At 55.5% G+C, this 25,834-nt stretch carries 17 protein-coding genes; 11 read left to right on the forward strand and 6 right to left on the reverse strand.

Going from position 1 to position 25,834, the window contains the following annotated elements:
- Positions 1-182: 182 nt before the first annotated feature.
- From SOJ49_RS00310 to SOJ49_RS00325, 4 genes are all read left to right on the forward strand, one after another.
- A complete protein-coding gene (locus SOJ49_RS00310) occupies positions 183-1,466 on the forward strand; it encodes a S8 family serine peptidase (protein WP_369856251.1) in 1,284 nt (427 codons plus the stop codon).
- Positions 1,463-2,725: a TIGR03032 family protein gene (locus SOJ49_RS00315; RefSeq protein WP_369856252.1), complete on the forward strand. Its 1,263-nt coding sequence runs from the start codon at positions 1,463-1,465 to the stop codon at positions 2,723-2,725. The genes SOJ49_RS00310 and SOJ49_RS00315 overlap by 4 nt, the downstream gene beginning before the upstream one ends.
- A complete protein-coding gene (locus SOJ49_RS00320; protein WP_369856253.1) occupies positions 2,722-12,759 on the forward strand; it encodes a tandem-95 repeat protein in 10,038 nt (3,345 codons plus the stop codon). The genes SOJ49_RS00315 and SOJ49_RS00320 overlap by 4 nt, the downstream gene beginning before the upstream one ends.
- Positions 12,760-12,942: 183 nt before the next feature.
- Complete coding sequence (locus SOJ49_RS00325; RefSeq protein ID WP_369856254.1) at positions 12,943-13,497, forward strand: transposase; 555 nt, start codon at positions 12,943-12,945, stop codon at positions 13,495-13,497.
- Between the two features lie 341 nt (positions 13,498-13,838).
- On the opposite strand, the gene SOJ49_RS00330 is transcribed toward SOJ49_RS00325, so the two are convergent.
- From SOJ49_RS00330 to SOJ49_RS00340, 3 genes are read right to left on the reverse strand one after another with little or no spacing between them, the layout of a single operon-like run.
- Positions 13,839-14,612 carry a helix-turn-helix transcriptional regulator gene (locus SOJ49_RS00330; protein WP_369856255.1) on the reverse strand — a complete coding sequence of 258 codons (774 nt, stop codon included), beginning with the start codon at positions 14,610-14,612 and terminating at the stop codon, positions 13,839-13,841.
- Between the two features lie 5 nt (positions 14,613-14,617).
- Complete coding sequence (locus SOJ49_RS00335; protein WP_369856256.1) at positions 14,618-14,791, reverse strand: DUF3224 domain-containing protein; 174 nt, start codon at positions 14,789-14,791, stop codon at positions 14,618-14,620.
- Between the two features lie 57 nt (positions 14,792-14,848).
- The gene (locus SOJ49_RS00340; RefSeq protein ID WP_369856257.1) at positions 14,849-15,187 is read right to left on the reverse strand and encodes a hypothetical protein; all 339 of its coding nucleotides are present in this window, start codon (positions 15,185-15,187) and stop codon (positions 14,849-14,851) included.
- Between the two features lie 156 nt (positions 15,188-15,343).
- Between SOJ49_RS00340 and SOJ49_RS00345 the strand changes: the two genes are divergently transcribed.
- Positions 15,344-15,622, forward strand: a complete 279-nt coding sequence (locus SOJ49_RS00345; RefSeq protein ID WP_369856258.1) for a hypothetical protein — start codon at positions 15,344-15,346, stop codon at positions 15,620-15,622.
- Between the two features lie 172 nt (positions 15,623-15,794).
- Positions 15,795-16,598: an HNH endonuclease gene (locus tag SOJ49_RS00350; protein ID WP_369856259.1), complete on the forward strand. Its 804-nt coding sequence runs from the start codon at positions 15,795-15,797 to the stop codon at positions 16,596-16,598.
- A 5-nt stretch (positions 16,599-16,603) separates the two neighbouring features.
- Here SOJ49_RS00350 and SOJ49_RS00355 read toward each other — a convergent pair whose 3' ends face one another.
- The 3 genes from SOJ49_RS00355 to SOJ49_RS00365 all read right to left on the reverse strand — a co-directional run bounded on the left by SOJ49_RS00355 (position 16,604) and on the right by SOJ49_RS00365 (position 19,398).
- Positions 16,604-17,719, reverse strand: a complete 1,116-nt coding sequence (locus SOJ49_RS00355) for a Fic family protein (protein WP_369856260.1) — start codon at positions 17,717-17,719, stop codon at positions 16,604-16,606.
- A 103-nt stretch (positions 17,720-17,822) separates the two neighbouring features.
- Positions 17,823-18,464, reverse strand: a complete 642-nt coding sequence (locus tag SOJ49_RS00360) for an LON peptidase substrate-binding domain-containing protein (RefSeq protein WP_369856261.1) — start codon at positions 18,462-18,464, stop codon at positions 17,823-17,825.
- Positions 18,465-18,849: 385 nt separating this feature from the next.
- Positions 18,850-19,398, reverse strand: coding sequence for a gamma carbonic anhydrase family protein (locus tag SOJ49_RS00365; RefSeq protein ID WP_369856262.1), 549 nt, complete (start codon positions 19,396-19,398; stop codon positions 18,850-18,852).
- 182 nt (positions 19,399-19,580) lie between these two features.
- Here SOJ49_RS00365 and SOJ49_RS00370 point away from each other — a divergent pair, with 182 nt between their 5' ends.
- From SOJ49_RS00370 to SOJ49_RS00390, 5 genes are all read left to right on the forward strand, one after another.
- A complete protein-coding gene (locus tag SOJ49_RS00370; protein ID WP_369856263.1) occupies positions 19,581-20,654 on the forward strand; it encodes an alkene reductase in 1,074 nt (357 codons plus the stop codon).
- Between the two features lie 190 nt (positions 20,655-20,844).
- Positions 20,845-22,935 carry an oligopeptidase A gene (gene prlC, locus SOJ49_RS00375; protein ID WP_369856264.1) on the forward strand — a complete coding sequence of 697 codons (2,091 nt, stop codon included), beginning with the start codon at positions 20,845-20,847 and terminating at the stop codon, positions 22,933-22,935.
- Positions 22,935-23,222 carry a YheV family putative zinc ribbon protein gene (locus tag SOJ49_RS00380; RefSeq protein ID WP_369856265.1) on the forward strand — a complete coding sequence of 96 codons (288 nt, stop codon included), beginning with the start codon at positions 22,935-22,937 and terminating at the stop codon, positions 23,220-23,222. The genes prlC and SOJ49_RS00380 overlap by 1 nt, the downstream gene beginning before the upstream one ends.
- 181 nt (positions 23,223-23,403) lie before the next feature.
- Positions 23,404-25,062 (forward strand): hypothetical protein, encoded by a 1,659-nt coding sequence (locus SOJ49_RS00385; protein WP_369856266.1) that lies wholly within the window; start codon positions 23,404-23,406, stop codon positions 25,060-25,062.
- A 91-nt stretch (positions 25,063-25,153) separates the two neighbouring features.
- On the forward strand, positions 25,154-25,831 hold the full coding sequence (locus tag SOJ49_RS00390) for a penicillin-binding protein activator LpoB (RefSeq protein ID WP_369856267.1): 678 nt from the start codon (positions 25,154-25,156) through the stop codon (positions 25,829-25,831).
- The last annotated feature ends 3 nt before the right edge of the window (positions 25,832-25,834 follow it).

The following is a 25,834-nucleotide window of genomic DNA, read 5'->3' on the forward strand; positions in this document are numbered from 1 at the left end:
CGTTTCGTTGTCAGGTATTTTTATCCTGAATATTTAAGTGGCTTTCTTGCTGAACCCAGAATCCTCTGCTTGGCTTGGTAGAGGGCAGCGCTGGCGTGCCTGTGGTGTCGGTGAGGCCGTAGATGGTGAAATGCTGTTGGATCTTGATGGGTATGTGGGCGAGTGTGTTAGCGCAGGCAGCAATGCCAGTGACGACACAGTCGGCTGCTACTCTGCAGTTTGAGAATTTTGCCACCCCGGTTGTGCTGCATGCTGTGGGTGAGCAGGTGTATCAGGTTGAGGCGTCACAACAACGGGTCATGGTGGCTCGGCGTTTGGTCGTACGGGTAGCCGCAGATTTCCCCAAGCAACGTATTGCAGCGGCAGCGGGTATTGATAACGTCAGTGCGCTGTTTTTGGGTCACGATTATCAGTATTGGCTGGTGGCGTTAAGTCCGGGTGTGGACATCGCGGAGATGCTGGCTGCGGTGGCCGACATTCCCGGTGTTGAACGGGTACAGCCCGATCTCTTGCAGTTGCGCGACAAGGCTGGCGACGAGACGACGGATCTTCACTCATCCGGTCATTACCAGGTCAATGGATTGGCGGCGTTGTGGCAATTCACTCAGGGTCAGGGCGTCAAGGTCGCGGTGATTGACGACGGCTTTGCGTTGAACCACCCACAGTTTGTACAGCTGTCACCGACGTTTTTATACGATACCGCATCGCAGCAGCTAAACGTAGCTCCGCAGAACTCCCAGGATACTCACGGCACTCGGGTTGCCGGGGTGTTGTTTGCCGCCCACGACGGTCATGGCCTGAAGGGGCTGGTGCCGAATGCCGGTTTGATTGGCATTCGCCAGCCCGACAGCTGGACTTCCAATACCTTGCTGGCTTTTCAGCTGGCGGCCATGTCTCGCGCCGATGTCATTAATTGCAGCTGGACCACCCGTTTGTTGCTGGAGCCAGTGCAGGATGTGGTGCGCGACCTGGCTCGTTGGGGGCGCGCTGGCAGAGGGTTGCCGGTGGTGTTTGCGGCCGGTAACGAAGGTCGGTTGATTACACCTCATAGCTCGGAAGCGGCTATTCCTGAGGCGATTGTGGTGGGGGCGCTTGGTCTTCGACAGCAACGGCTGCCACACAGTAATTATGGGCCGACGGTGGATTTTTATGCCTTCGGCCTGCCGCTCGACAGTACGGATATTGCGGGCGGCTACCAGGCCTTTGGTGGCACCTCGCTGGCGGCCGCCATTGTGTCAGGACTGGCGGCGCTGATTATTGCCACGGAACCGGACATGCCGTTGTCCGCGCTGCAGCAGCGGCTGGCGGATTTATTGCCTGCTCCCATGCCTGTTGCTTCCTCTGCTGGTACGCCTGACCCCGCTGTTATTTCTGAACCGGCAGGCGTTGCTACTGCGGTTGCCTCTGTTTCCGGCTTACCTGAGTTCGGCTTGTCACTTACACCCCTAGTCAGGAAGTACCCATGACGTTTATCAATCCGGCGCTGGAATCACCGCTTGCTACTGGCGCTGCTGCTGAGCCGGAAGCAGATTTTGGCTGTGAATATTCCGCCAACTTGCCGGCCCTGCTCAAGCACCTGAATATCTCGCTGGCATTTACTTCCTATCAGGCGCAACGGCTGATGCTGGTGCGCACTGACGGCGTCACACTGGATGTCAATTTTAAACACTTCCCCCGGCCAATGGGGCTAACGGCCGATAGTAACGGCCTGACATTGGGGATCTTCACCCAGGTACTGCAATTCCAGCGTGAAGACGGCTTGCTGCCACAGATCAAACAGCCGCTGAAGCGCATTGAAGACGATGTGACGGCCCCGCGACTGCTGCTGCAAAACAATGGCCAGGTTGCCGCGCCCCAGCCTGCTGCGGGTGCGGCAAAATCGTCAGAGGAGGAGGCGTTCGAGGCTTATCAAACCTCGCTGTATGAGCCGGTCGACAGCCGTGTCGATGCCTGTTTTATCGCTCGCTCCAGCCATTACACCGGCATGATCAATATCCACGATGTGGAGTGGGGCAACGACGGCTTATGGGTGGTGAACTCGAGCTTTTCCTGTCTCAGTTCACTCGATCCCCGCTACAGCTTTGTACCGCGCTGGAAGCCGCCTTTTATCAGTGCGCTGGTTGCGGAAGATCGCTGTCATCTGAACGGTATGACCCTGAAAGACGGCCAACCCGCCTACGTGACCACCTTTTCGACCGCCGATGAACGCGGTAAATGGCGCGATGGCGAGGGCTTTAATGGCACCTTGATGGATGTGCAACGGAACGAAATTCTGGTCGCTGGCCTGGCCATGCCGCACTCCCCGCGCTGGTATCGCGGCAAGGTGTACTACTGCCATTCCGGTCTGGGCCAGCTGTGTTGTTACGACCCGGCCAGCGGTGAGAACCGGGTGTTGGCGGAAGTCCCTGGTTTTACCCGAGGCATGGATTTCCATGGCCCGATTCTGGTGATGGGGCTATCCCGCGTGCGACAGACGGATGTTTCTCGGCCAGCGCCACTGGCACAAAAGTATGATGAAACTCTGTCGGGCTTGTGGTTCTTCAATCTCGATGACCTGTCTGAAATTGGCCAGATCCGCTTTACCGGCAACGTTGAGCAAATCTACGACGTAGCAGTACTTACCGGCTGTTGCTTCCCCGAAATTATTGAGCCGTCACATCCACGGATGCGTAACCATTTTTGTCATCCCCCGATGCAACCGCTGCGTCCTGAGGCGTGTATATGAATACCAACAAACCCGTATCCCGAGAACCGTCTTCCACTTCGCAGCCGTTACGCAAGGCCGCCTTGGCATTACCGTTGATTGCCATGGCCGGAGCCTTTGCGGCACCGGCGAGCATGAGCCGCTCTGCCAGTCACAGCAGCAGTCGCCGATTGGCACGGGGGGCGACCATTGTGGTGGCTGATCAAGCGTTGCAGATCGACGCCGCTGCTTCCGAGCAGTACGAGATGCCACGGAGCGCGTTTGATGCCTTTCGACGTGGCCAGACATCTGGCAGGGCACTGGATAATACTGGCGCTACGTTGTCAGAGAATACGTTGTCAGAGAATACGTTGTCTGACGACGCCGGAATACTGGCTTTTTTACAGCAAAACCAACGGCTTGGGTCACAACCCAAGGCTACGGCGGCGTTGTCTGGCACCTTGTTGGGACGCAAATATTTTGCCAGCGACAGCCCATTCGATCACTGTCATTTCACCTGGGGCAGTGTGTATTACACCAACACTTATACATCCCTGAATCAGGCCAGTTGTGAAATAAGTTGGAGTGGCACCTGGCACACCGGGGTGAGCGCGCCGGTGGTGATGGCCACCAGTATCCTGAACAAAACCAGCAGCAGTTTTGATGTCAGTGTCAGCATGAGTGAATCGGCCACCGTGTACGCTGTGCTGGTGGAGAGCAATAAAACCGCCCCGACACCTGCCCAGGTGATTGCCGGAACCGATGGCGACAATAATGCGGCGCTGCAAACGACCAGCGGGGCGGCGGCCAACAGCACCACGCTGAGTTTTAGTGGCCTGGATGCCAGCAAGTATTATCTGGTTTATCTGGCGGCCGTGGATGGCAGCAGTGAAGTCACTTCTGCCTCGACTCAGGTCAATCCGGCCTATGAGACCGGCCTGATCTCGGCTGATGGCACCTGGAAATTTCCCAAAATCCGTGTGGATGACAGCGGTAATTATTACCTCGGCTATTCCAAAGATGGCAGCAGCGGTGACGACATTACCTTCCTGCTCTGGAACGGTGCCGGTTTCTCCAATTACACCTCGTTTAATGCCAGTGCCATCTCGGGTCGCGCTTACGTCAGCTGGGGCAATGAACAGCGCGTTGATTATGACTTCGACAGTAACGGCCATATTCACGCCGTTTTCAGCGCCACCGAAACCAACTATGCCAACACCGGCGATCCCTTCTATGGCTATTACAATGGCAGCAGCTGGAGCTTCACCAAAATAGCCGAGACCGGCAATTCGGTGGATGAAGTGGATGTGTTTGTCGACGCCAACGATGACGTTCACGTCTCCTGGAAAGTCTACAACGGCTCTGGCTATCAGGTGGATTACGCCACCAACAAGAGTGGTAGCTGGGTTAAAACCAATGTCGTGGTTGCTGGCAATGGCACGGATGAGGCTCACGATACCTATGTCGTGGCCGACAGCAGTGGCACCGCGACCGTGTTCTACCGCCGTGAAGACTCGCAGAACAATGGTGAGGACAACTATTACATGGAGTCATCCAGCGATGGCTTCAGCGCTTCGACCAAAATCCTCAACGGTAAGGACGATGCCAAAGTCTATCGTATGGCGAATGTGCTGATCGACAGCAGCAACAAGATTCACTACGCGTATTCAGACCAAACCGGTGGTGCTTCCTACTATGTTACCAATGCCTCTGGCAGCTGGGTCAGTACGGCGATCACCCATGCAGGGCACAGTACGCCGTGGGTCTATGGCATGGAGTATGACAACGGTGTGTATTACTTCGCCAACTACGGCGATAGCAAATACTTCATCAACAGCTACAACGGCAGCGACTGGGTCGATGGTTTTGATTTTGAACTCGACGGTTGGATGAACGACCGCTTTGCGGTGAACAGCACCGCCGATCGCATCATGCTGGTGTCGGAAAATTCCAGTGACTGGGAAATCCACTACCACACAGGCACTATTGCTGGCTATGTGACCCCTACCAGCCCGGCCGACAGCGATGGCAGTCTGACACCCGCCGCCGGAGTGACTGAGCCGGTGGGGCTGGATACCACTGTGGATAGCGTTGGCGAAGCAGTGGATCTGTTCGACTTTACGCTCTCCGATGGCGCCAGCAGTGACGGTCTGGCAATGGAAATCAGCCAGCTGGTGGTCAATGTATCGGGCACCAGTAGCGATGCCGAACGGGCTAAGGTCACTTGGCGTTTGAACGGCGCAGATGCCAGCAACGTCACTGGGGTTTATAGCAGCGCGAACGACACCATTACCTTTTCAGGTCTGAGTCTTTCGATTGCCGATGGTGGCAGCGAGATCTACACAATTAATGGCTATTACAACGACAACACCGGCTTGACCGAAGATCACACCATGATCCTCAGTATGGATGGCGACACCGACGTCACCATATCCGGCGGGACCTCCATGGGGGCCACCAGTGCCGTTTCCAACAGCTCCGGCACCACAGTTGATGTCACCGCCACCGGCTTGAGGCTCACAACCCAGGCTGCGGGGCTGGTGTCCGGTATGGCCATGACCACCCAGCCGGTTGTCGCTGCGGAAGATGCGTTCGGCAATATCGATAGCGATTTTACCGAAGTGGTAACAGGCGCCGACGAAGGCATAAACCCCGGTAATGTGCTCACCAATAACAGCGTCACGGCAGTGGCCGGGGTAGCGACATTCACCAGTCTGACCAATACCACCGCCACCGATGGCCAGGCGCTGATCGTAACGTTTAATGATCAGGATGGTATCGGCAGTAATTTAAGCACCGTGAGTACCAGCCTGCTGTTTACCGATGTGGTGGCCACGCAACTGCAATTGACCACTCAGCCTGCGCCGTTAACGGTCAGCAGTGGCGAAGCCAAAAGCCTGACGACCGTGCCGGTGGTGAAAGCCGTCGATGCCAACGGTTATGTCGATACCGGCTATAGCAGCGATATCCGTTTGGCGGAAGTGAACGGCGCTGGCTCAGCGCTGATGACGACCACTGGCGATACCGATGGCAGTGCTGCCACGGTTAGCCTGACCCCGTCGTCCGGGGTCGCTACCTTTACAGCGATGCAAATTACCTACACCACCTCGGGCAGCAGTAGCGAAACCTTTAACCTGCAGGCCAGTTCCGGCAGCTTGACAACCACCAACAGCAGCCAGCTGACGGCGACCAATGTGCCGACGTTAACAGATGCTCATATCAGCATCTCGGGTGCCTCCGGTACCGGCGGAACTTACGTCATTGGCGATACCATTTCCGCCAGCTGGAACAACACCAGCAGTGGCGACAACAATACCGGCGTCAGCGCTGTGACGGTCGACTTCAGCCCGTTTGGCGGTGGCGCTGCCATCAGTGCGAGTGAGTCATCGGGCAGCTGGATTGCCACTTATACCCTCACCGCCGGAGCCATCGACAGCAGCAATCGTAATGTCTCAGTGACAGCGACCAACAGCAGCGGTCATGCCACGACAGCGGATACGACCAACGCCAGCGTAGATAATATTGCTCCCATCGTCACCGACACTAACCTGTCGATCTCTGGCGCCTCCGGTATCGGCGGCGCTTTCCGTGCGGGCGATACCGTTACCGCCCGCTGGAACAACACCGCCGGTGGTGACAACAACAGCGACACCATCAGCAGCGTCAGTGTCAATTTCTCCGCCTTTGGTGGTGCCGCCGTAGTGGCATCAAACAGCGCCGGTAGCTGGAGCGCGACTTACACACTTGTCAGTGGTGCCATTGACAGCAGTAACCGCAATATTTCCCTGACGGCGATCGACAATGCCGGTAACAGCACCACCAGCGCCGACAGCACCAATGCCACAGTGGATAACATGGCTCCCACCATAACGGACGGCAACCTGTCGATCTCCGGTGCATCCGGTAGCGGTGGTGTATTTATTGCCGGAGATACCCTGACCGCCCGCTGGAACAATACCGCCGCTGGCGACAACAACAGCGACACCATCAGCAGTGTGACGATGAATTTCGTCGCCTTTGGTGGTGGTTCTGCCGTGGTGGCATCAAACAACAGCGGTATCTGGAGCGCCAGCTACAGCATTACCAGCAGCTCAACCGATGGCACGCTGCTGAATATCAGCGCCACCGCGACCGACAACGCCGGTAATAACGCCAGCGCGACAGACAGCAGTAATGCCACGGTCGACACCAGCGCACCCTCCGGCCACAGCGTAGCGTTCGACGACTCTCTGATTGGCTCTGGTGAATACAGCGCCGTCAGCTTCACCTTTGCCAGCGCCGAAGTCGCTGGCAGTTATAGCTACTCCATCAGCTCCAGTGGTGGCGGTACCGCCGTCACTGGCTCTGGCACCGTCAGCAGCGCTGCTGAACAGGTTAGCGGTATCGACCTGTCAGGCCTGAATGACGGCACCCTGACCCTCCGCGTGATACTGACCGACGTTGCGGGTAATAGCGCGACGGCGGTTACCGATACCAGTACGCTGGATGTCGCTGTGCCAACAGGCCATAGCGTCAGCCTGAACGATACGGTGTACAACGCGACCGAAGTGGGTTCGGTATCCTTCAGTTTCGCCAATGCCGAAACAGGTACCGACTATGAATACAGCTATACCTTGAATGGCATCACCCTGGATGGTCTTACCGGAACCGTCAGCACTGCAGCGGAGCAGAGCAGCAGTACTAATCTGGCATCCTTTGGTGATGGCACCCTGACCCTGTCTGTCATTCTGACCGACAGCGCCGGGAATCCGGCCACGGCTGTGACCGATACGGCGACGGTGGATACCACAGTACCTTCCGGTCACAGCATCAGCTTCGACGACAGTCTGATCAACAGCACTGAAGCCAGCTCGATCAGTGTGACCATGGCCAGCGCCGAAGTCGGAGCGGCTTACCGTTATTCGATCTCATCCAGCGGCGGCGGTACTGCAGTAACCGGCAGCGGTACGGTAACCAGTGCCAGCGAACCACTCACCGCAATCGATGTTTCCGGCCTTGCTGACGGCACTCTGACGGTCTCGCTGTTCTTAACCGACAGCGCTGACAACGCGGCTGGTGCCGTCACGGCAACCAGTACTCTGGACACCAGCGCACCCTCCGGCCACAGCGTAGCGTTCGACGACTCTCTGATTGGCTCTGGTGAATACAGCGCCGTCAGCTTCACCTTTGCCAGCGCCGAAGTCGCTGGCAGTTATAGCTACTCCATCAGCTCCAGTGGTGGCGGTACCGCCGTCACTGGCTCTGGCACCGTCAGCAGTGCTGCTGAACAGGTTAGCGGTATCGACCTGTCAGGCCTGAATGACGGCACCCTGACCCTCAGCGTGATACTGACCGATGTTGCGGGTAACAGCGCGACGGCGGTTACCGATACCAGTACGCTGGATGTCGCTGATCCGGTTCTCAGCAGTTCAACCCCGGCGGATGACGCCAGCAGTGTGCAGTACAATAGCCGCATTGTGCTGACTCTGAGCGAGGCGGTGAGCGCAACCACGGGCAACTTCCAGCTGTACGATGCGGATGGCGATACGCTGGTGGAAGCCATTGCCGTTGGCTCTGGGCAGGTGGTTATCAGTGGCACACAAGTGACCATTACCCCGGCGGCTAACTGGACGCCAACCCATCGTTATTACCTGCTGGCTGACAGTGGCCTGCTGGTGGATGCCGCGCTTAATGGCTGGGCCGGATTGAGTGTCGCCAGCGAACTCAACTTTACGGTGGCCAACAACAACCCGACCGGAGGGGCCGACAGCGGCAGTACCCAGGAAGATACTGCGGTAGACATTAACGTGTTGGCCAACGATGGCGATGTGGATTCCACGCTCAACGCTGCCAGTGTAACCGTTACTCATGCTCCGGCTCATGGTTCGGCCAGTGTCAACACCGCCAACGGTGTGATTACCTATACACCGTTAGCCGACTTTAACGGTGTGGATTCTTTCACCTACGCGGTGGATGATATTTACAGTGGCAGTTCGGGTGATATAACCGTCAGCATCGCCGTTGCGGCTGTCAATGACGCCCCCGTCGCTGTCGCCGATGTGGCAACGACAGCGGAAGACACCGCAGTGACCATCAACGTTGCTAATAACGACACCGATGTTGATAACAGTGACAGTGTTGATACCACTACCCTGACCATTGTCAGTGCAGCTGCGGAAGGTAGTGCCAGCGTGGTGTCTGGCCAGATTGAGTACACACCAGCTGCCAACTTTAACGGCTCTGATTCACTGACTTACCAGATCAAAGACCAGCACGGTGCAACCTCTAATGTCGCGACTCTGATCATCAACGTCAGTGGCGTGAACGATGCGCCAGTGGCGGCTGCCGATACCGGCTCGACCGCCGAGGACACCGAGCTGGTGATTGACGTTATCGGCAACGACACGGATATCGACGGTACGCTGGACAGCTCGAAGGTAACGGTTGTTAGTTCTCCGGCACACGGCACTATCACCGTGGATGCCAGCAGCGGTGAAATCACGTATCGCCCTGCGGCAGATTTCAACGGCAGCGACAGCTTTACCTATGTGGTGAAAGACGATAGCGATGCCACTTCCAATGTCGCGACCGTCAGCCTGACGATTACTGCCGTGAACGATGCCCCTGTCGCCAGCAACGACAACGTGACCCTGCTGGAAGACGCCAGCCTCAACATCAACGCCTTGGGCAACGACAGCGATGTAGATGGCTCAATACAGGCTGCGACTCTGGTGCTGGTGGAACCACCAGCCCAGGGCATCGCAAGCGTGCTCAGCGGCGTGATCAACTATACCCCAGATGCCGACTTTAACGGTGCCGACAGCCTCAGCTACCGGGTGCAGGATGACAGTGGTGCCTGGTCAAATACGGCGACGGTTGTGATGACAATCACTGCTGTCAACGACGAGCCACTGGCCAATAACGACAGCGCCAGCACCAGCGAAGACAGTGCGGTGGTGATCGACGTGGCTGCAAACGACAGCGATATCGATGGTAGCCTCGACCTCAGCAGTATCGTGATTGCTACGGATGTCAGCCACGGAACCCTGGTCGACAACGCCGATGGCAGCTTGACCTACACACCGGATAGCGACTACTACGGCAGTGACAGCTTTACCTACCAGCTGTCAGATAACGAAGCTGGCACCTCCGCCGTTGCCAGCGTCAGCCTGAGCGTTGCGGCGGTGAACGATGCGCCGCTGCTATCCGGTACACCGGCCAGCAGCGTTCTGGAAGGAAGTACCTTCAGCTTTACCCCCACCGTGGTGGATAGCGACAGCAGCAGCTTTAACTTCACACTCAGTGGCGCACCGGCCTGGCTAGTGATCAATTCGACTACCGGTAAGCTGACCGGCACCCCGGCGGTTGGCGATGAAGGCAGCTACAGCGGTATCGTGATGACGGCAGATGACCGTGGTACGGTGAATCCTACCGGCTCATTGCCCGCCTTCAGCCTTGTCGTGATCGGTGATAACGATAGCGATGGCATTGCCAACGCTGACGACAGTGATGACGATAACGACGGCATGTCGGACGACTATGAAACCCGCTACGGTTTTGATCCGTTCGATGACAGTGATGCCTTGGCCGACAGTGATGGCGATACCATCCCCAATGGCCAGGAACAGCAAGACGGCACTGACCCGAGCAACAGCAGTGACTACCTCGATACCACGCCGCCAATGATCACACCACCAGCGGATGCCATTGTCGATGCGACCGGAGTCTTCACTCGCGTTAGTGTGGCGGACCTGCTCGGTGTGAGTGATACCAGTGCAGCCCTGGCAGCAATGACCAGCGACAACGTCGACGGCCCTGGTTGCTGCAACACCAGCGTACTGGGCCTGAAAGGTGGCAGTTTACGGATGCGTCCGGGTATTCACACGGTGACCTACAGCGCCACCGATGCCAAGGGTAATACCAGTACCACGACCCAGACCTTGCGGGTACGCCCGCTGGTGTCCTTCAGCCGCGATATCGCCAGTGTCGAAGGCGGTAATGTCGAGGTCGACGTAGTACTGAACGGCAGTGCACCGGATTACCCGTTCGAAGTGCCTTATCGGATTGACAGTGCCAGCAGTACGGCGGACAGCGCCGACCATAATCTCAGTGCTGGCAGCGTCATTTTCACAGCAGACAGTACCGAGGCCCGGATCAGCTTCCAGCTCACCGATGATGGCATCTCCGAAGGAGCAGAGATTCTGGTACTGGCCCTGGATGACGACACCACCGAGAGCGACGACCTCGGTGGTGGTTACGACCCAAGTGCCCCTGATATTCACGACATTAACGCTGGAGCCAGCCACCGCGTGACCATAACGATAGGCGAGCAAAACCTCGCGCCAGCGGCCAGCATGGTGTTGCAGCAGGGCGGTAGCAATACCGTATTGGTGGCACGTGATGGCGGTATGGTGACGGCGACGGTCCGTGTGACCGACGCCAACCTGCAAGATACCCACCGTTTCGACTGGGCCAGCAGCCACAGCGCCTTGGTGGATACCGATGGCAGCCTGACCAACACCACACTGGTTTTTGATCCGTCCGAATTAAGCAGTGGTCGTTACAACGTGCAGGTACGGGTCGATGACAGCCAGGGTGCTGCCGATATCGCCCGCATCTACTTCCGGGTCGAAGCATCGGCACCGGTACTATCTGGCAGTGATGACAGCGATGGTGACGGTATCGTCGATGCCGACGAAGGCACCGCCGACAGCGATGATGACGGCATTCCGGACTACCTCGACAACATTGCCCAGAGCAACCTGCTGCCAGAAACTGCCAGCGAAACCGACGGCTTCCTGGTGGAATGTGACCCTGGCGTGCTGTGCCGACTGGGTCAGTTCGCCATCATGGGCAGCAGCGGTGGTGCTCGATTGAGCGATGACGATGTTGCGGCGCAACAGGATCTGGGTGCAGACGACGATTTTGAACCGAAAGGCGGTGTCTTCGATTTCGAAATCCACGACCTGCCGACCATGGGCCAGAGCGTCAGCATAGTCGTACCACAAACTCAGCAAATTCCGGCCAATGCCGTCTATCGCAAGTTCCAGAATGGTCGCTGGAACAGCTTTGTCAGCGATACCAATAACCACATTTACTCCAGCGCCGGCAGCCTTGGCTATTGCCCACCTCCGGGAGATAGCAGCTGGGTGGCAGGACTGACCGAAGGAGATTTCTGTGTGCAGCTGACCATTGAAGACGGTGGCCCGAACGACGCCGATAACGAAGTGAACGGTGCAGTAGAAGATCCGGGAGCCGTGTCGATATTACGCGCGGACCAGACCCAAGCGCTGGCAGACATCAGCACCCGAGCCGACCGCAGTGGCGGTAGTTTGGGCGGGCTAGGATTACTGCTGCTGGCTGCTGTTGCCAGTTGTGGTTACCGCCGTCGTCCAGGGACTCACCGATCCGCGTTGCCTGCGGTGATATTGCCGTTGGCAGGCGTGTTGGGATTGGCGTTACTGATGCCAACTGCAACGGTTGAGGCAGCCACACCGGCGAGCGAGTACGACAGCCACTGGCTTGAAGACCTTGGCCTCGACAAAGACAAGGGTTACGTCACCATTGGCCTTTACCGGGCGCATAGCAGCCAAAGCGGCGGCGAACTGCAAAGTCAGCTACAGACCGATGGCCTTGATGCCACCGTGACCGACTACGACGCCAAGCGCACCGCCTTTGATATGGGTATCGGCTATCGCTACTTACCGGGGTATGCCGCAGAAATTCGTTATCTCGACATGGGAGCAGCCAGCACGGATCTCAGTGCCAACGCCGCCCCCAACGACCTCAAAACCAGCCTGCGCCGACATCACCCGGTGGGCGGCTCCGGCATCGTACTTAGCCAGCGCTTTAGCGACGCCATCAATAACCAGCTGACACTCTCGTTTGAACTGGGGCTGTATCGCTGGAGTGGCGAAGTGGATACCCGTCGCGATGACCTCAACAGCCACCTCGACTCCGGCACCGCCCCGATGGGAGGGCTGGGGCTCGACTACCAGCTCAACACTGAAGTGGGCATTGGCATACGCTACCAGCGCTTCCTGTTCGACCGCCAACAACTCGATCTGGCCGGAGCCAGCGTACAGATAGGATTTTAACCGCACCGCACAAACACATGAGTCCGGGAGTGCCAGCTGCCACGCTGGCCAAAACCGTCCTCTGGGAGTGCCAGCTGCCACGCTGGCCAAAATGTTGCGTTTGTATCAATGTGCCACTTGTAACTCTGGCCTGCCATGCTTTCCAACGCTATATTGTGCGTACCATGAATCAAGGACGATGCCATGAGTCGAACACACTATCGTACGAGCCTGCCGCATCTGGATGGGCCAATCCATCAAATGATCACTTACCGCCTGGCTGACTCGCTGCCACTGAAAACCCTCAACCTTGCCCCGAAAAATACTCCTGCTTATCGCCAATATATCGAACGGCAGTTGGATGCTGGTTATGGCTCATGCCTCCTCAAAATTCCCTCAATCGCGACCACTATTCTCAATAACTGGCAATATTTTCACGGCCAACGTTATCGACTGCTTGGCGGCGTGATCATGCCGAACCACGTACATGTGCTGATTGAAGTCATCGACGACGTGTCGTTAACAACCATTGTTCATAGCTGGAAAACATGGAGTGGCAAGCACATTCGTGAGTACCTCACTGCAAACGGTATTCAATATCCCCCCGGCATTTGGCAGCGTGACTACTGGGACCGATATATCCGTAGCCAACAGCACCTTGATGCCGCCATGCGGTATATCCAGGAAAATCCGCTAAAAGCCGGATTGGTGGATCATGCGGAGGATTGGCCATGGAAGGTAAACAGCCCGCTTGAATAGCATGGTGGCGAAGAACGGCTCTCAGCCATGGGCGGGCGCAGCGGCCCGCCTTCCCGGATGCCTGGGAGTGCCAGCTGCCACGCTGGCCTTAACGTCGGCTATCAGCCTCGCGTATTTATCGCAGCCGCTGGCGGACACCGTCCTCTGGGAGTGCCAGCTGCCACGCTGGCCAAACGGCTATCAGCCTTGCGTATTTTCGCAGCCGCTGGCGGATACCGTCCTCTGGGAGTGCCAGCTGCCACGCTGGCCAAACGGCTATCAGCCTCGCGTATTTATCGCAGCCGCTGGCGGACACCGTCCTCTGGGAGTGCCAGCTGCCATGCTGGCCAAAACACCAGCTATCAGCCTTGCGTCTGCTTGTTGTGATACTGGGCTTTCACTAATTCAAGATAATGAGGCAAGCTTTTACTGGCATCGGTTGTGAAGTGTTGCTCCAGCGGCTCCAGCTGCTGAATCCGATCAAGCCGGAATTCCCGATAACTATCACGTAAGCAACACCAGGCAATCAGCGTCCATTTGCCACCCCAAAAGATCTGGCCCAGCGGCTCTAACGTCCGTTCAGAGAACTCACCATCGGCGCGAATATACTGAATGCGCACCTGCAATTGTCGTTCAATGGCTTTGCGTAATATCAGCGCTCGCGCAGCGGCTTCTGGCTCACTACTGAAATTCGGCACAATCAGGCTTTGCTGCTCGGCGATTTGCTTGAGGGAATCCGGCAATATCGACTGAATTTTTGCCAACGCCCGGCTGGCACCAGCGGCCAGACCGGCATCTGCCCAAGCTCGAACCATACGGCTGCCCAGTAACAACGCCAGAATTTCCTCGGCATCGAACATCAATGGCGGCAACTCGAAGTTATGACGAATGCGATAGCCGACCCCGGCTTCCCCCTCGATCGGAATGCCCGATAGCTCCAGCGACTGGATATCCCGGTAAATCGTGCGCTCACTGACTCCCAACCGTTCTGCTAACTCACGTGCGGTGATCACCGTACGTTTACTGCGCAGCAAATTGGTTAATAAAAACAGCCGTTCGGCCTTATTCATACTCAATTCCTGCAGAAAACCCAGTGCCAGCAGCGGATGACCACCAGGGTCATACCACTCCTGCATACACCTTACAACTGATAGACAAATTCATAGAGATGTTGGTTGTCCATCATCTCGATAGACATCTGCCCGGTTATCCCACACAACTCTCCCGTGGCAGAATCGGGCACTACCTCCAGCGTTAAATGGCTATCTTTACCTTCACCGGACACCGTACTGCAATCCAGCGGCTGCAATGACACCTCAAAATTCCCTGATACTCGCACAGGTGATTCTCACTGTTGATAAACCCTAACAGGCTAACTGGCTAACCGCTCTGCCAGCTTGGCAAACATTACCTCACTGTGTTGCATATTAATGCTGGCTGGATCAATCATCGCCAGCCAGGTCACACAGGCCTCACTTTTCATAAACAACTGCTGGGCATGTAGTGCTGCCACTCGGTCTTGCCAGAATACGATATCCTGCCAAATACCATCGGATTGTTTACATAACGCTCGATAGACAAAACCAGGCAAGGTATTGATATAGGTTTGAACGGTTGCATTTAATGCCAGAAAAGCGACTTCATCGGTATCTGGCTTCAGTGAAAACAACACCAGCTCTACAGCCTGGCGAACAGGATTGACTACTTCCATCCGGTGACTCCTTCAAAAGGTAAAAATCAGCAAAATAAATGTCCAGTGGACGCAAATAAGTCTGGGGCAGGGGTACTGACAGGGAATGTCAGTACGGTTTTGATGGCCAAGCCCGCATGCCGCAAGGCACACTGAACCAAATGACCGGAGAGCCGTATGAGTACCATTACCCGCCAGGAATTTTTTGACGAATACCGCCCGATAACCAACGTCTTTAACCAACAGGCCGACTACAACGGTTGCCTGATGGCGACCACCGGGCAGGAATACCAACGAGTGCTGCTGATTATGCAAGAATCCCCGGAATGCGTCTGGACCTGCCTGGAAGGCAGCGATGGCTTACCGGTACTGAACAACGGTTTTACCGCGCTAAACAGCAAAGGCTATGTGGTGACCGAAGAAGCCGCCGAGATGTTTGTGGAAGTGCTGGGGTAGTAGCCAGCGCGTCGGGCACAGTGGCCCGCCCTCCCAGACAGGGGTCAAGCTATCTTCAACGTTAAGGTCTGACGTGCTGATTGAGGGGGTGGGGAAGAAAGCGTCACCACAAATTATTTTCTCCATCGAGTGGTGGTGTTAGCCTGATTCATCACCTTGAAAGGACTTTGCCGTGGCTGCTGTTAATCTCTGGACTCGTGAACAACTGCTGGTCGCCTTTTTCCTTTACTGTCGGATTCCATTCGGGAAATTTCATGCACGTAACACAGAAATTATCCGTTACGCCCAGCTGATTAGCCGGACTCCTGATGCGCTTGTTTTGAAGCTGACGAATCTTGCTAGTCTTGATCCTGCCATTCGGCGTTCTGGCCGCAAAGGGATGTCGAATACATCCAAAGCCGATAGAGCGATGTGGGACGAGATGAATGCCGACTGGGAGGCTTTCGCACTCGGTTCTCGGCAAGCGATAGAGCAGTTGGATCAGACTCATGAGTTGGTTAACGAACTGAATGTAGAAATAGAAGAGGGCTGTGAAGTACAAGGTGAGCCGGTCAGTTATGCAGGCGACGATCGAATAGTCGCGACTAAAGCCCGAGTAGGCCAGTCGCTGTTTCGCCAAGCTGTACTGAGTGCCTACCAAAGCCGCTGCTGCATCAGTGGGTTATCGCATCCTAAATTTTTGATCGCGAGCCATATTGTTCCCTGGCGCGATGACCCAAAAAATCGTTTAAATCCTCATAACGGACTGTGCTTGTCTGTGTTGCACGATCGGGCATTTGATCAAGGCTTGATTGCTATTACAGATAATTTGACCGTGATCGTATCAACGCAGCTCAAAAAAGCGCCAGATAATTTTATAAAAGCAACCGTGTTGGCGTACGAAGGTAAACGACTTGAATTACCAGGGAAGTTTCAGCCGGATGCCGAGTTACTTCGGTATCATCGTTGCTCAATCTATTCTTCGGATGCCATATAAGAGTATTAACTAGTTCTATATCTCGTACTCCGCCCACCACCAGGCAGTTTTTTAATACACCCTTTAACCAACAGGTCGGCCAGATGGCGGGTGGCCGTGGCTTTGCTCACCTTGGCGACTTTCTGATACTGGCTGGCACTGATGCCGTTTTCAAAGCCTTTTTCTCCTCCATCCAGCAGACGGTTCAGGACTTTTATTTGTTCCGGGCTTAGCCCTGTGTGGCGGAATTGTTGCCAATATTGGGCTTTGGCCAGCGTGTGTTCAATATCGTTCAAGGCTTGGTCGAGGGTGTGTTGCAGAATATCGAGAAACCACATCAGCCATTCAGTGATGTCCATATCGCCGCGCTGGGTGGTTTCCAGTCTGTCGTAGTATTCGGTGCGATGAGTCAGTATGGCCGCCGACATGGCGTACAGACGAATGCTTTGCTGGTCGGCTTGCGCCAGTGCCATGTCCGTGAGGGCGCGGGTAATGCGACCGTTACCGTCGTCGAAGGGGTGCAGGGTGACAAACCATAGGTGTGCCAGCGCTGCGCGCAGCAGTGGGTCGAGCAATGGATCGGTCTGGCTGTTTTGAAACCATTGCAGGAAGGCGTCGACTTCTGCGTTCAGGGTGGTGCGGGGGGGCGCTTCGAAGTGGACGACTGGCTGGTCAATGCGGCCAGATACCACTTGCATCGGTTCGTCGCCGCGTAGTGTTCCGACCAGTACCGGTCTGCTTGTGAGTACCGATTCTGGCGCCGGAAATAACCACCGGTGCCATTGGCACAAACGTTTTAGTGTTAACGGTAATTGCACGTTCTGGATGGCATCAAGCAGCATTTGACTGATGCCTTCGGATTGGTCGGTTACCGGGTACGGTTGTGCTTCGTCGACGCCCAGCCGCCGGGCCAGCGAAGAGCGTACGGAGCTGGCGTTGAGGGTTTCATTTTCAATCGCCGAGGATGACAGGATGTTGTTCAGCAAGGTGTCGAGGGTTTGTTGCTCTCCTGGGTGCATTGTTGTCTTGCCTAACAGGATGCCAAGCTGCAGACGTACTTGGCGTAGACGCGGCTGTATCCGGCTGTCATCCCATAAAAAGTGTGGCCATGTTGGCTGTTGCCAGATCCAGGTGGTGTCCATTGAGTGTGTTCGTTTTTTAGTCGGTGAGCCAATTATTACGGGTATTCGGCTCAAAATTCAAGCCGAATGCCGCATGTATTCGGCTCATCTTTGTGTTTGGCCGTTATCCAATACGGATCAGCAGTTCCAGTGCTTGTTCGAGCCGGTCGGTGATGTTGTCCATTTCCAGTATGTGTTGCTGGATGTCTGCTCCGAAAGCAATCAGTCCGAACAATTGGAAGCTGAATTCGTTGACGGGTTTGACCTGCCAGTCGTTGGCTTTATAGACGTCGAGGAATTCCGGTTGCTGGAAAGCGAGGGCGTCCAGTCGTTTGAGAATGCGTTGTTTGAGTTCTTCATGGTAGTCGAGGTCTTCCGGGTCGATTGTGCGGTCGAGGAAGGGTTCGCAGTCGTAGATCATGTAGGGCAGTGTTTGTTTTTCGGTGATGGCTCGGTAACGCTGGCGAATATGAATGTTCAGCAGCATTCGGCCGTCGTCGAGGGTTTCGAGCAGTTGTGGTTGGCCGGCCGAAAATATCGGGTAGGGTTTGTAGGTGGCTTGGTTGCTATGCAGCGCTGTTTCCAGATCTTGGTTGGGTTTGGCCGGGCTGAGTAGTTTTTGGGTATGGCAGATGGCAACGGGGGTGTGGCTGTCGAGGCAGTGTTGAATCATGTTGCGGTAGCGCGGTTCGAACACATGCAAGGGGAATACGGTGCCGGGGAAGGTAACGCAGTCCGGGATGGGGAAGATACAAATCTCAGTCATGGGTGGCCTCCGGAGCGGGTGTGGGCAAGTGTGACTCTATGGCAATCTCTCTTTATATCCTGATGACTGCGGTTGGACGATTAAGGATCGCTATGGCGGGATAAATCAGGAACTCTGGTATTGGGGTATGCTTCCAGGGTGCACAGGGCATTGATCACTTCAGTCTGATCTCTGAACACAGTGACCCAAACCGACCCAACCAGTAGCCGGAGGCAGCCATCAGTGTATGTCTTCGAGGGAGGTGTAGGTCTGCTGATATATCCTCAACGCTGAGCTCTTTGTTCAGGTTGGGGTTCCTCGAAATTGCTCTGTGATCATGGCTAATTCATGGATGCAATATGGCGGAACTTGGCGGCTTGGCGAACTCCAGTGTCAAATTATTTCCCTACGCTTGGTCATAACCCTCGGCCAGGTGTTTGTCCTTCAGTTTTACGTAGTTCCCGGCTCCGTAAGTGAAAAAACTGCGTTCCTTGGCGGTGATTTCCCGTACCGGTTTGGCGGGCGTTCCCATGTAGACCCAACCACTTTTGAGTACCTTGCCGGGGGTGACGGTGGCACCGGCACCAACGATAACGTCGTCTTCCACTATGGCACCGTCCATGATCATGGATTTCATCCCGACCAGAACGCGGTTACCGATGGTACAGCCGTGCAGCATGGCTTGGTGGCCGATGGTGACGTCGTCACCGATGATTAGCGGGTAGCCTCCGGGGTTGTAGTCGCTGGCGTGGGTGATGTGGAGCACTGCGCCATCCTGCACGCTGGTGCGGGCACCAATGCGGATGTGGTGCATATCGCCACGAATCACCGCCAGTGGCCAAACCGAACTGTCATCGCCCAGTTGTACGTCGCCAATCACTACGGCACTGATGTCGACAAAGGCGCGTTGGCCGAGTGTGGGGATCTGACCCTGATAGCTGCGTACGCTTTTCATCGCGCGGTACTCCTGTGTTGTTGGTCGGATGTTGTGGAGGCGGTATTGTGAATATTGTGTTGTCAATTACCCGCTGGCTGATCTGCTGGTGCAACAATGTGTCTCGAGTCGGGCGGGTGAAATCCGTCGTTACTGTACTCATATTAGAGCTTCCCCACCATTCACTTGCTAGAGATCTGTTTATGTCGAATCTGGATGTGTTGTTTACTCCTGTGTCATTGGGTGACGTTGAAATTGCCAACCGGTTTGTAATGGCGCCACTGACCCGCTGCCGGGCAATTGACCACCTGCCTAACGCATTGATGGCAGAATATTATTCCCAACGTGCCAGCGCCGGTCTGGTGATTACCGAATGCACGATGGTCACGGAAGCAACGTCGGCGTTTGGTAATGACCCTGGCGTGTATTCTGCCGAGCAAGTAGAAGGCTGGAAGCAAACAGCCGCTGCGGTACACGCCAAAGGCGGCAAGATTTTTATGCAGATATGGCACGCTGGCCGGGCTGCGCATCCTTTGTTGAACGGTGGCAAGGAAGCAGTCTCTGCCAGCGCAATTGCGATTGAAGATGAAGTCCACACGCCGGAAGGCAAAAAGCCTTATACCGTACCGCGTGCACTGACAAAAGATGAAATCGCCAGCATCGTGCAAGATTTTCGCCGCGCCGCCGCGAATGCGATCAGCGCCGGTTTTGATGGTATCGAAGTGCATGGCGCCAATGGCTATCTGATCGACCAGTTCCTGCGCGACAAGGCCAACCAGCGTACCGATGAATACGGCGGCCCGTTGGAAAATCGCGCGCGTTTGCTGTTTGAAGTACTGGAAGCGGTGACGGCTGAAATTGGCAGTCGCCGGGTGGGTTTACGCTTGTCGCCGCTAAACAGTTTTAACAGCATGGCCGACAGCGACCCGATGGGCTGGATGCAATATCTGGCCACCGAGTTGAATCGTTTTGATCTGGCGTATTTGCATGTTATGCGGGCGGATTTTTTTGGCATACAAAGTGGCGACGTGCTGACGGTTGCCCGTGAGTACTATAACGGCCAACTGATGGTCAATATGGGTTACAGCCCGGAAGAAGCGGCGGCGACTGTAGCGGCCAACAAGGCTGATGTGGTGGCATTTGGTACTGGTCTGCTGGCCAATCCGGATTTGCCTGAGCGCGTCAAGGCGGGTGCCGAGTTGAACACACCCAACCCGGACACTTTTTACAGCTCCGGGGTGGAAGGTTATACCGACTATCCGTTTATGAACGCCTGAGTCCGAGGCGTTATACCGACAGGTTCATGGAGGCGCGTATCCTGGGAGTGCCTGCTGCCATGCAGGCTCCCGCTGGATTGAACCCTGCAACACTGATAGCGAAAATGTATCGTTGCAGGATTCTCCTTGAATTGTCGCGTATTGCCCCAAATACTCTGTCTATTGCCCCTTCGATTACGGATGACTATTCATGACCAATCCTTTGCTTGAAGATCAGCTGTTGCCAGCGTTTTCGGCGATTCAGCCTGAGCATATACAGCCTGCTATTGAATCCCTGTTGAACCGTAATCGCGAGCGTCTGGCACAATTACTGGCCGATCTCAAAGCGTCGGGTGCGGCACCGGGTTGGGATAATCTGGCGGCTCCGCTGGAGCAGTGGGATGACGAGCTGAACAAGGCCTGGTCGCCCGTCGGGCATTTGAATGGCGTGCAAAACTCGGATGAGTTACGCGCAGCCTACAACGCCTGTTTGCCGTTATTGAGCCAGTACAGCACCGAAATCGGTCAAAATGCCGAGTTGTGCAATGCCTACAAAGCGCTGAAGGCGTCAGCGGAATTTGCGTCGTTGAGTGTGCAGCAGCAAACCACGATCAATAATGAACTGCGTGATTTCCACCTTGCCGGTGTCGATTTACCCGCCGAGAAAAAGCAGCGTTTTGGCGACATCAGCCAGCGGCTGTCGGAAATTACCAGCAAGTTCAGCGAGAATGTGCTGGATGCGACCCATGCCTGGCACAAACACATCACCGATGAAGCCGAGTTGGCGGGCTTGCCCGACAGCGCCAAATCCCTGCTGGCGCAACTGGCGCAGCAGAAAGAGCTGGACGGTTACCTGATTACACTGGATTTTCCGTCTTTCTATCCGGTGCTGACCTATGCCGATAACCGTGAGCTGCGTAAAGAGGTGTATACCGCCAACGTCACCCGAGCCTCAGACGTTGGCCCGAATGCCGGTGAATTTGATAACTCCGGGCTGATGCTGGAAATCCTGCAATTGCGTTATGAGCAGGCGCAGCTGCTGGGCTACGAGAGTTATGCGGCGTTGTCGTTGGCGAGTAAAATGGCTGAGTCACCCGCTCAGGTACTGGAATTTCTTGATGATCTGGCGAAAAAAGCCAAGCCGCAGGCGGAGCGCGAAATAGCGGAACTGAAGCAATTTGCCAAAGACGACTACAACGCCGACGATCTGCAGCCCTGGGATGTGGGCTATTACGCCGAAAAGTTGCGGCAACAGCGTTACGCCATTTCGCAGGAAGACATTCGCCCGTACTTGCCGGTTAATACCGTGATCAAGGGGATGTTTGAAACGGTCTCGCGTTTGTTCGACCTGGAGTTTGTCGAGCAGCAGGATTTTGACAGCTATCATCCAGATGTGCGTTTTTTTGAAATTCACAAAGATGGCCAGCATCTGGCGTCTTTCTATCTCGATCTTTACGCCCGTGCGAAAAAACGCGGGGGTGCCTGGATGGATGTTTGCCGGACGCGCCGCCAGACTGCAGCGGGACTGCAACTGCCGGTCGCTTATCTGGTGTGTAACTTCACCCCGCCGGTGGGTGAACAGCCAGCGCTGCTAACCCATGACGAGCTGACCACCTTGTTCCACGAATTTGGCCATGGCTTGCACCATATGCTGACCCGTATGGACGTCGCGGCGGTGAGTGGTATTTCCGGCGTTGCCTGGGATGCGGTGGAGCTGCCAAGCCAGTTTCTGGAAAACTGGTGTTACGAGCCGGAGGCGCTGGCGTTTATTTCTGGACACTATTTGCATAAAAACGGGCAACCTGGCGAGCCGCTGCCAAAAGCGCTGCTCGACAAGTTGCTGGCCGCGAAGAATTTCCAGAGCGCCATGGGCACCATGCGGCAGATCGAATTTTCGTTGTTTGATTTCCGCCTGCATCACGAATTCCGTGATCAGGGTGCGGATGTTCAGGCGTTGCTGAATGATGTACGCAGCCAGGTAACCGTCGTGCCGATTGTGCCGTTCAGCCGTTTCCAGCACAGCTTTACCCATATTTTTGCGGGTGGCTACGCGGCGGGTTATTACTCCTACAAGTGGGCCGAGGTGTTGAGTGCCGATGCCTTTTCGCGCTTTGAAGACGAAGGTATTTTTAACAAGCAGACGGGCTTGAGCTTTCTTGATGAGATCCTCAGCCAGGGCGGCAGTCGCGAAGCGGCGCAGTTGTTCGAGAACTTCCGCGGCCGTGCGCCATCGGTCGAGCCACTGTTGCGCCACTGCGGTATCGACCTGCCACAATCCACCACTGAAGACGAGATTGCCTGATGACAGTCATCCAACGTCAACGTCCGCGCCGTTTTATTGCCGGTGCGGTCTGTCCCAAATGCGCCGAGATGGATCGGCTGGTGATGTTCAGCAATGAAGCCGGGGAAGAAGTGCGTGAATGCGTGAGCTGCGGTTACACGCAAACCACCTCGGAACAGGCTGTTGAAGATGAGCAGAATAACCTCGCCACCGAACTTGCCACTCGGGTAACACCGCTGGATGGCAAGGCGCTGCTGGATGAGGAAGAGCAGCCGCTGAAAATTATCGGCCTGACGCCTGACGCCTGACGCCTGATTGTCGTCAAGGTCTGACGTACGTCTGCTGCTGAACGTTGGGCGTTAGGTCTGACGCCCGACATCCGACCGCTGGAGCACATTTTAACTTGGTCGCGGCGGCTTCGGTCGTTAGACTGGCGCTCTTGCCAACATGGAGTTGTTTGTTGTGATCAGGTGTCAGGCGCGCAATGTTTTGCCAGTTATTCTCTTGCTGTTACTTCAGGGCTGCGCCACCTATGGGGCGGGTTTGAGTGCCGTATTGCAGGATGTCAAACAAGGCAACTTCGCCACCTCCGAAGCGCAACTCAAACAGGCGCTCTCTCCCAGCGGCAGTGACCGCTTGCTCTATTATCTCGAACTGGGTGTTATCCGCCATCTGAATGCCGATTATCCCGGCAGTAACCAGGCCTTTGAAGAGGCTGAGCGTATCAGCGAGCAGCTGGAAACCACCAGTGTGGTTAATAGTACGCTGGCGATGTTTACCAATGCCCGTCAGGCTGACTATGCCGGACAACCCCATGAAAAACTGCTGATCAATTATTATAAAGCGTTGAATTATCTCTCAATGGCAGCGGCTCAAAGCAGCCGTGACAAGCGTCTGGATGCGTTGGACGACGCCCGTGTCGAAGCCCGTCGGCTGGTGATCAAACTGAATGATATGCGTGACCAGAAAGGCAGTTACGCCGACAAAAATGAGCAGGCTGACAGTACTTATGGCGAGTTGAAAAGCCTGTTCCGGGTGTTGTCTGGCAGCGTGATCAACAAGGATAATCTGACCTATCGCGACGATGCCCTGGCGCACTATCTTACCGGCCTCAGTTTTGAAATGAACCGGGAGTACGATGATGCCCGCATCAGCTACCAGAAAGCCGCTGAAACCTACGAACAGGGTTATGCCAAACAGTATCGGTTAGGGGGTGGAATGGCGCAGCAGGCCTGGTTTGATACCGTGCGCATGATGACGTTGGCCGGTGGCTACGGTGCGGAACTGACTCGCCTGACGCAAGACAAGCTGACCGCCTCCCAGCGCCAGCAGTTGGATCAGCTCGACCCGCAGCAGGCGCAAGTTGTGGTGATTGAACACAAGGGACTGGCTCCGGAACTGGAAGAGCTGAATGTGAATATGTGGGCCGACCCCAATACCCGTTCCATCAAGTTGCAGCCCTACCTTGGTGCGAATGATCGCGATGCCTGGGCCTGGTTTTATTTGCTTTACGCTGACAAGGGTATCTACAACATCCTTACGGCTTATCTGGATGGCACCCGTAATGGCTTTGTTTTCAGTCCTTTTACCAAAACCATTTTACTGGGGCCAGCCTGGAAACAGATCGAAGATCTGGGCCTCGACAAGGCCATTGGCACTTCGTTACGCGTAACGGTGCCCTACTATCGGCCGCCAACCTTGCTGGGTGAATCGACACTGGTGGTGAATACGCCGGGTCAAGCACGGTCGTTGCCGCTGGACAAAGCGGCCAGCCCGGCACAGCTGGCGATTCAGGAGCGGCTGCTGAAGTCATCGTCTGATATCCAGCAAGCATTGGCGCGCTCGGCACTAAAAGCCGTGTCGGCTCAAGCGCTGGGTAACAGTGTTGATTCCCAGGGAGTGATGTCGTTTATTGGCAAGCTGGCGGCGCAACTGAGCGAAGCCGCTGAAACCCGCAGCTGGATTCTGTTGCCCAGTGATATTCGTATCCGGCGCTTGACCTTGCCAGCGGGCGACAATGAACTGACCTTGACGTCAACGCTGGAACCCGGCGTGGTCGATACCCATCAAACCCGGATGACGTTGCAGCCGGGCCAGATTGCTCTGTGGCAGGTACGCTCGCTGGGGAATATATCAACAACCAGATAATCCGTGCCTGCTATGGTTGGTGTGCGGGTGTTGCGGCTTCTGTTGCAAAATACTGATCGGTAAATATTTATTGGAAAGGGAGAGGATGACCATGTTTATGCATATGTTGCGAAAGTCTGCGTTTATCAAAGCACCGTTTATCAAAGCACCGTTTATCAAAGCACCGTTTGTAAAAGCACCGCAGACGCTGCTGATTGGCTGTGTGGTACTTGCTACCGTGGCCGTGACGGGTTGTAGTACTCAGGTCAAGCGTGTTGACAGCAATGAAGAAATTGCCCTGTCGGATCGCTGGAATGCTACTGATTCACGCCTGGTTGCTGAAGAAATGGTCGCCGATATGGTGTCATTCCCTTGGGCGACCGAGTTCGAGATGAACAACGGCCGCAAGCCTACGGTGATTATCCAGCGCATCAGCAATAAGTCCCATGAGCATATCGCGGTGGATACCTTTATCAATGATATCAAGCGCAGCATTATTCGTTCTGGCAAAGCCAGCTTTGTTGCTGGTGGCGAAGAACGTGAATCAGTACGGGATGAACGTTCTGATCAGGAGCTGAATGCCAAGGATGCCAAGGCACAGGGGCAGGAAAAAGCCGCCGATTATGCCCTGTCCGGGACGCTGAATTCGATTGTGGATCAGGCCGACAAGGAACGCGTTACTTTTTATCAGGTGGATCTGAAGCTGATCGATATGGAATCCAATATCGAAGTCTGGAATGGCCAGAAGAAGATTCAGAAGTACCAGAAAAAGTCGTCGTTCGGGTTGTAACGC

Source organism: Candidatus Thalassolituus haligoni (assembly GCF_041222825.1).
GTDB lineage: Bacteria > Pseudomonadota > Gammaproteobacteria > Pseudomonadales > Oceanobacteraceae > Oceanobacter > Oceanobacter antarcticus.

Bases quoted from the DNA above. Each gene is read 5' to 3' on its own strand.
- SOJ49_RS00310 (WP_369856251.1), top strand. From the start codon at position 183: ATGCCAGTGACGACACAGTCGGCTGCTACTCTGCAGTTTGAGAATTTT.
- SOJ49_RS00315 (WP_369856252.1), top strand. From the start codon at position 1,463: ATGACGTTTATCAATCCGGCGCTGGAATCACCGCTTGCTACTGGCGCT.
- SOJ49_RS00320 (WP_369856253.1), top strand. From the start codon at position 2,722: ATGAATACCAACAAACCCGTATCCCGAGAACCGTCTTCCACTTCGCAG.
- SOJ49_RS00325 (WP_369856254.1), top strand. From the start codon at position 12,943: ATGAGTCGAACACACTATCGTACGAGCCTGCCGCATCTGGATGGGCCA.
- SOJ49_RS00330 (WP_369856255.1), bottom strand. From the start codon at position 14,612: ATGCAGGAGTGGTATGACCCTGGTGGTCATCCGCTGCTGGCACTGGGT.
- SOJ49_RS00340 (WP_369856257.1), bottom strand. From the start codon at position 15,187: ATGGAAGTAGTCAATCCTGTTCGCCAGGCTGTAGAGCTGGTGTTGTTT.
- SOJ49_RS00345 (WP_369856258.1), top strand. From the start codon at position 15,344: ATGAGTACCATTACCCGCCAGGAATTTTTTGACGAATACCGCCCGATA.
- SOJ49_RS00355 (WP_369856260.1), bottom strand. From the start codon at position 17,719: ATGGACACCACCTGGATCTGGCAACAGCCAACATGGCCACACTTTTTA.
- SOJ49_RS00360 (WP_369856261.1), bottom strand. From the start codon at position 18,464: ATGACTGAGATTTGTATCTTCCCCATCCCGGACTGCGTTACCTTCCCC.
- SOJ49_RS00365 (WP_369856262.1), bottom strand. From the start codon at position 19,398: ATGAAAAGCGTACGCAGCTATCAGGGTCAGATCCCCACACTCGGCCAA.
- SOJ49_RS00370 (WP_369856263.1), top strand. From the start codon at position 19,581: ATGTCGAATCTGGATGTGTTGTTTACTCCTGTGTCATTGGGTGACGTT.
- prlC (WP_369856264.1), top strand. From the start codon at position 20,845: ATGACCAATCCTTTGCTTGAAGATCAGCTGTTGCCAGCGTTTTCGGCG.
- SOJ49_RS00380 (WP_369856265.1), top strand. From the start codon at position 22,935: ATGACAGTCATCCAACGTCAACGTCCGCGCCGTTTTATTGCCGGTGCG.
- SOJ49_RS00390 (WP_369856267.1), top strand. From the start codon at position 25,154: ATGTTTATGCATATGTTGCGAAAGTCTGCGTTTATCAAAGCACCGTTT.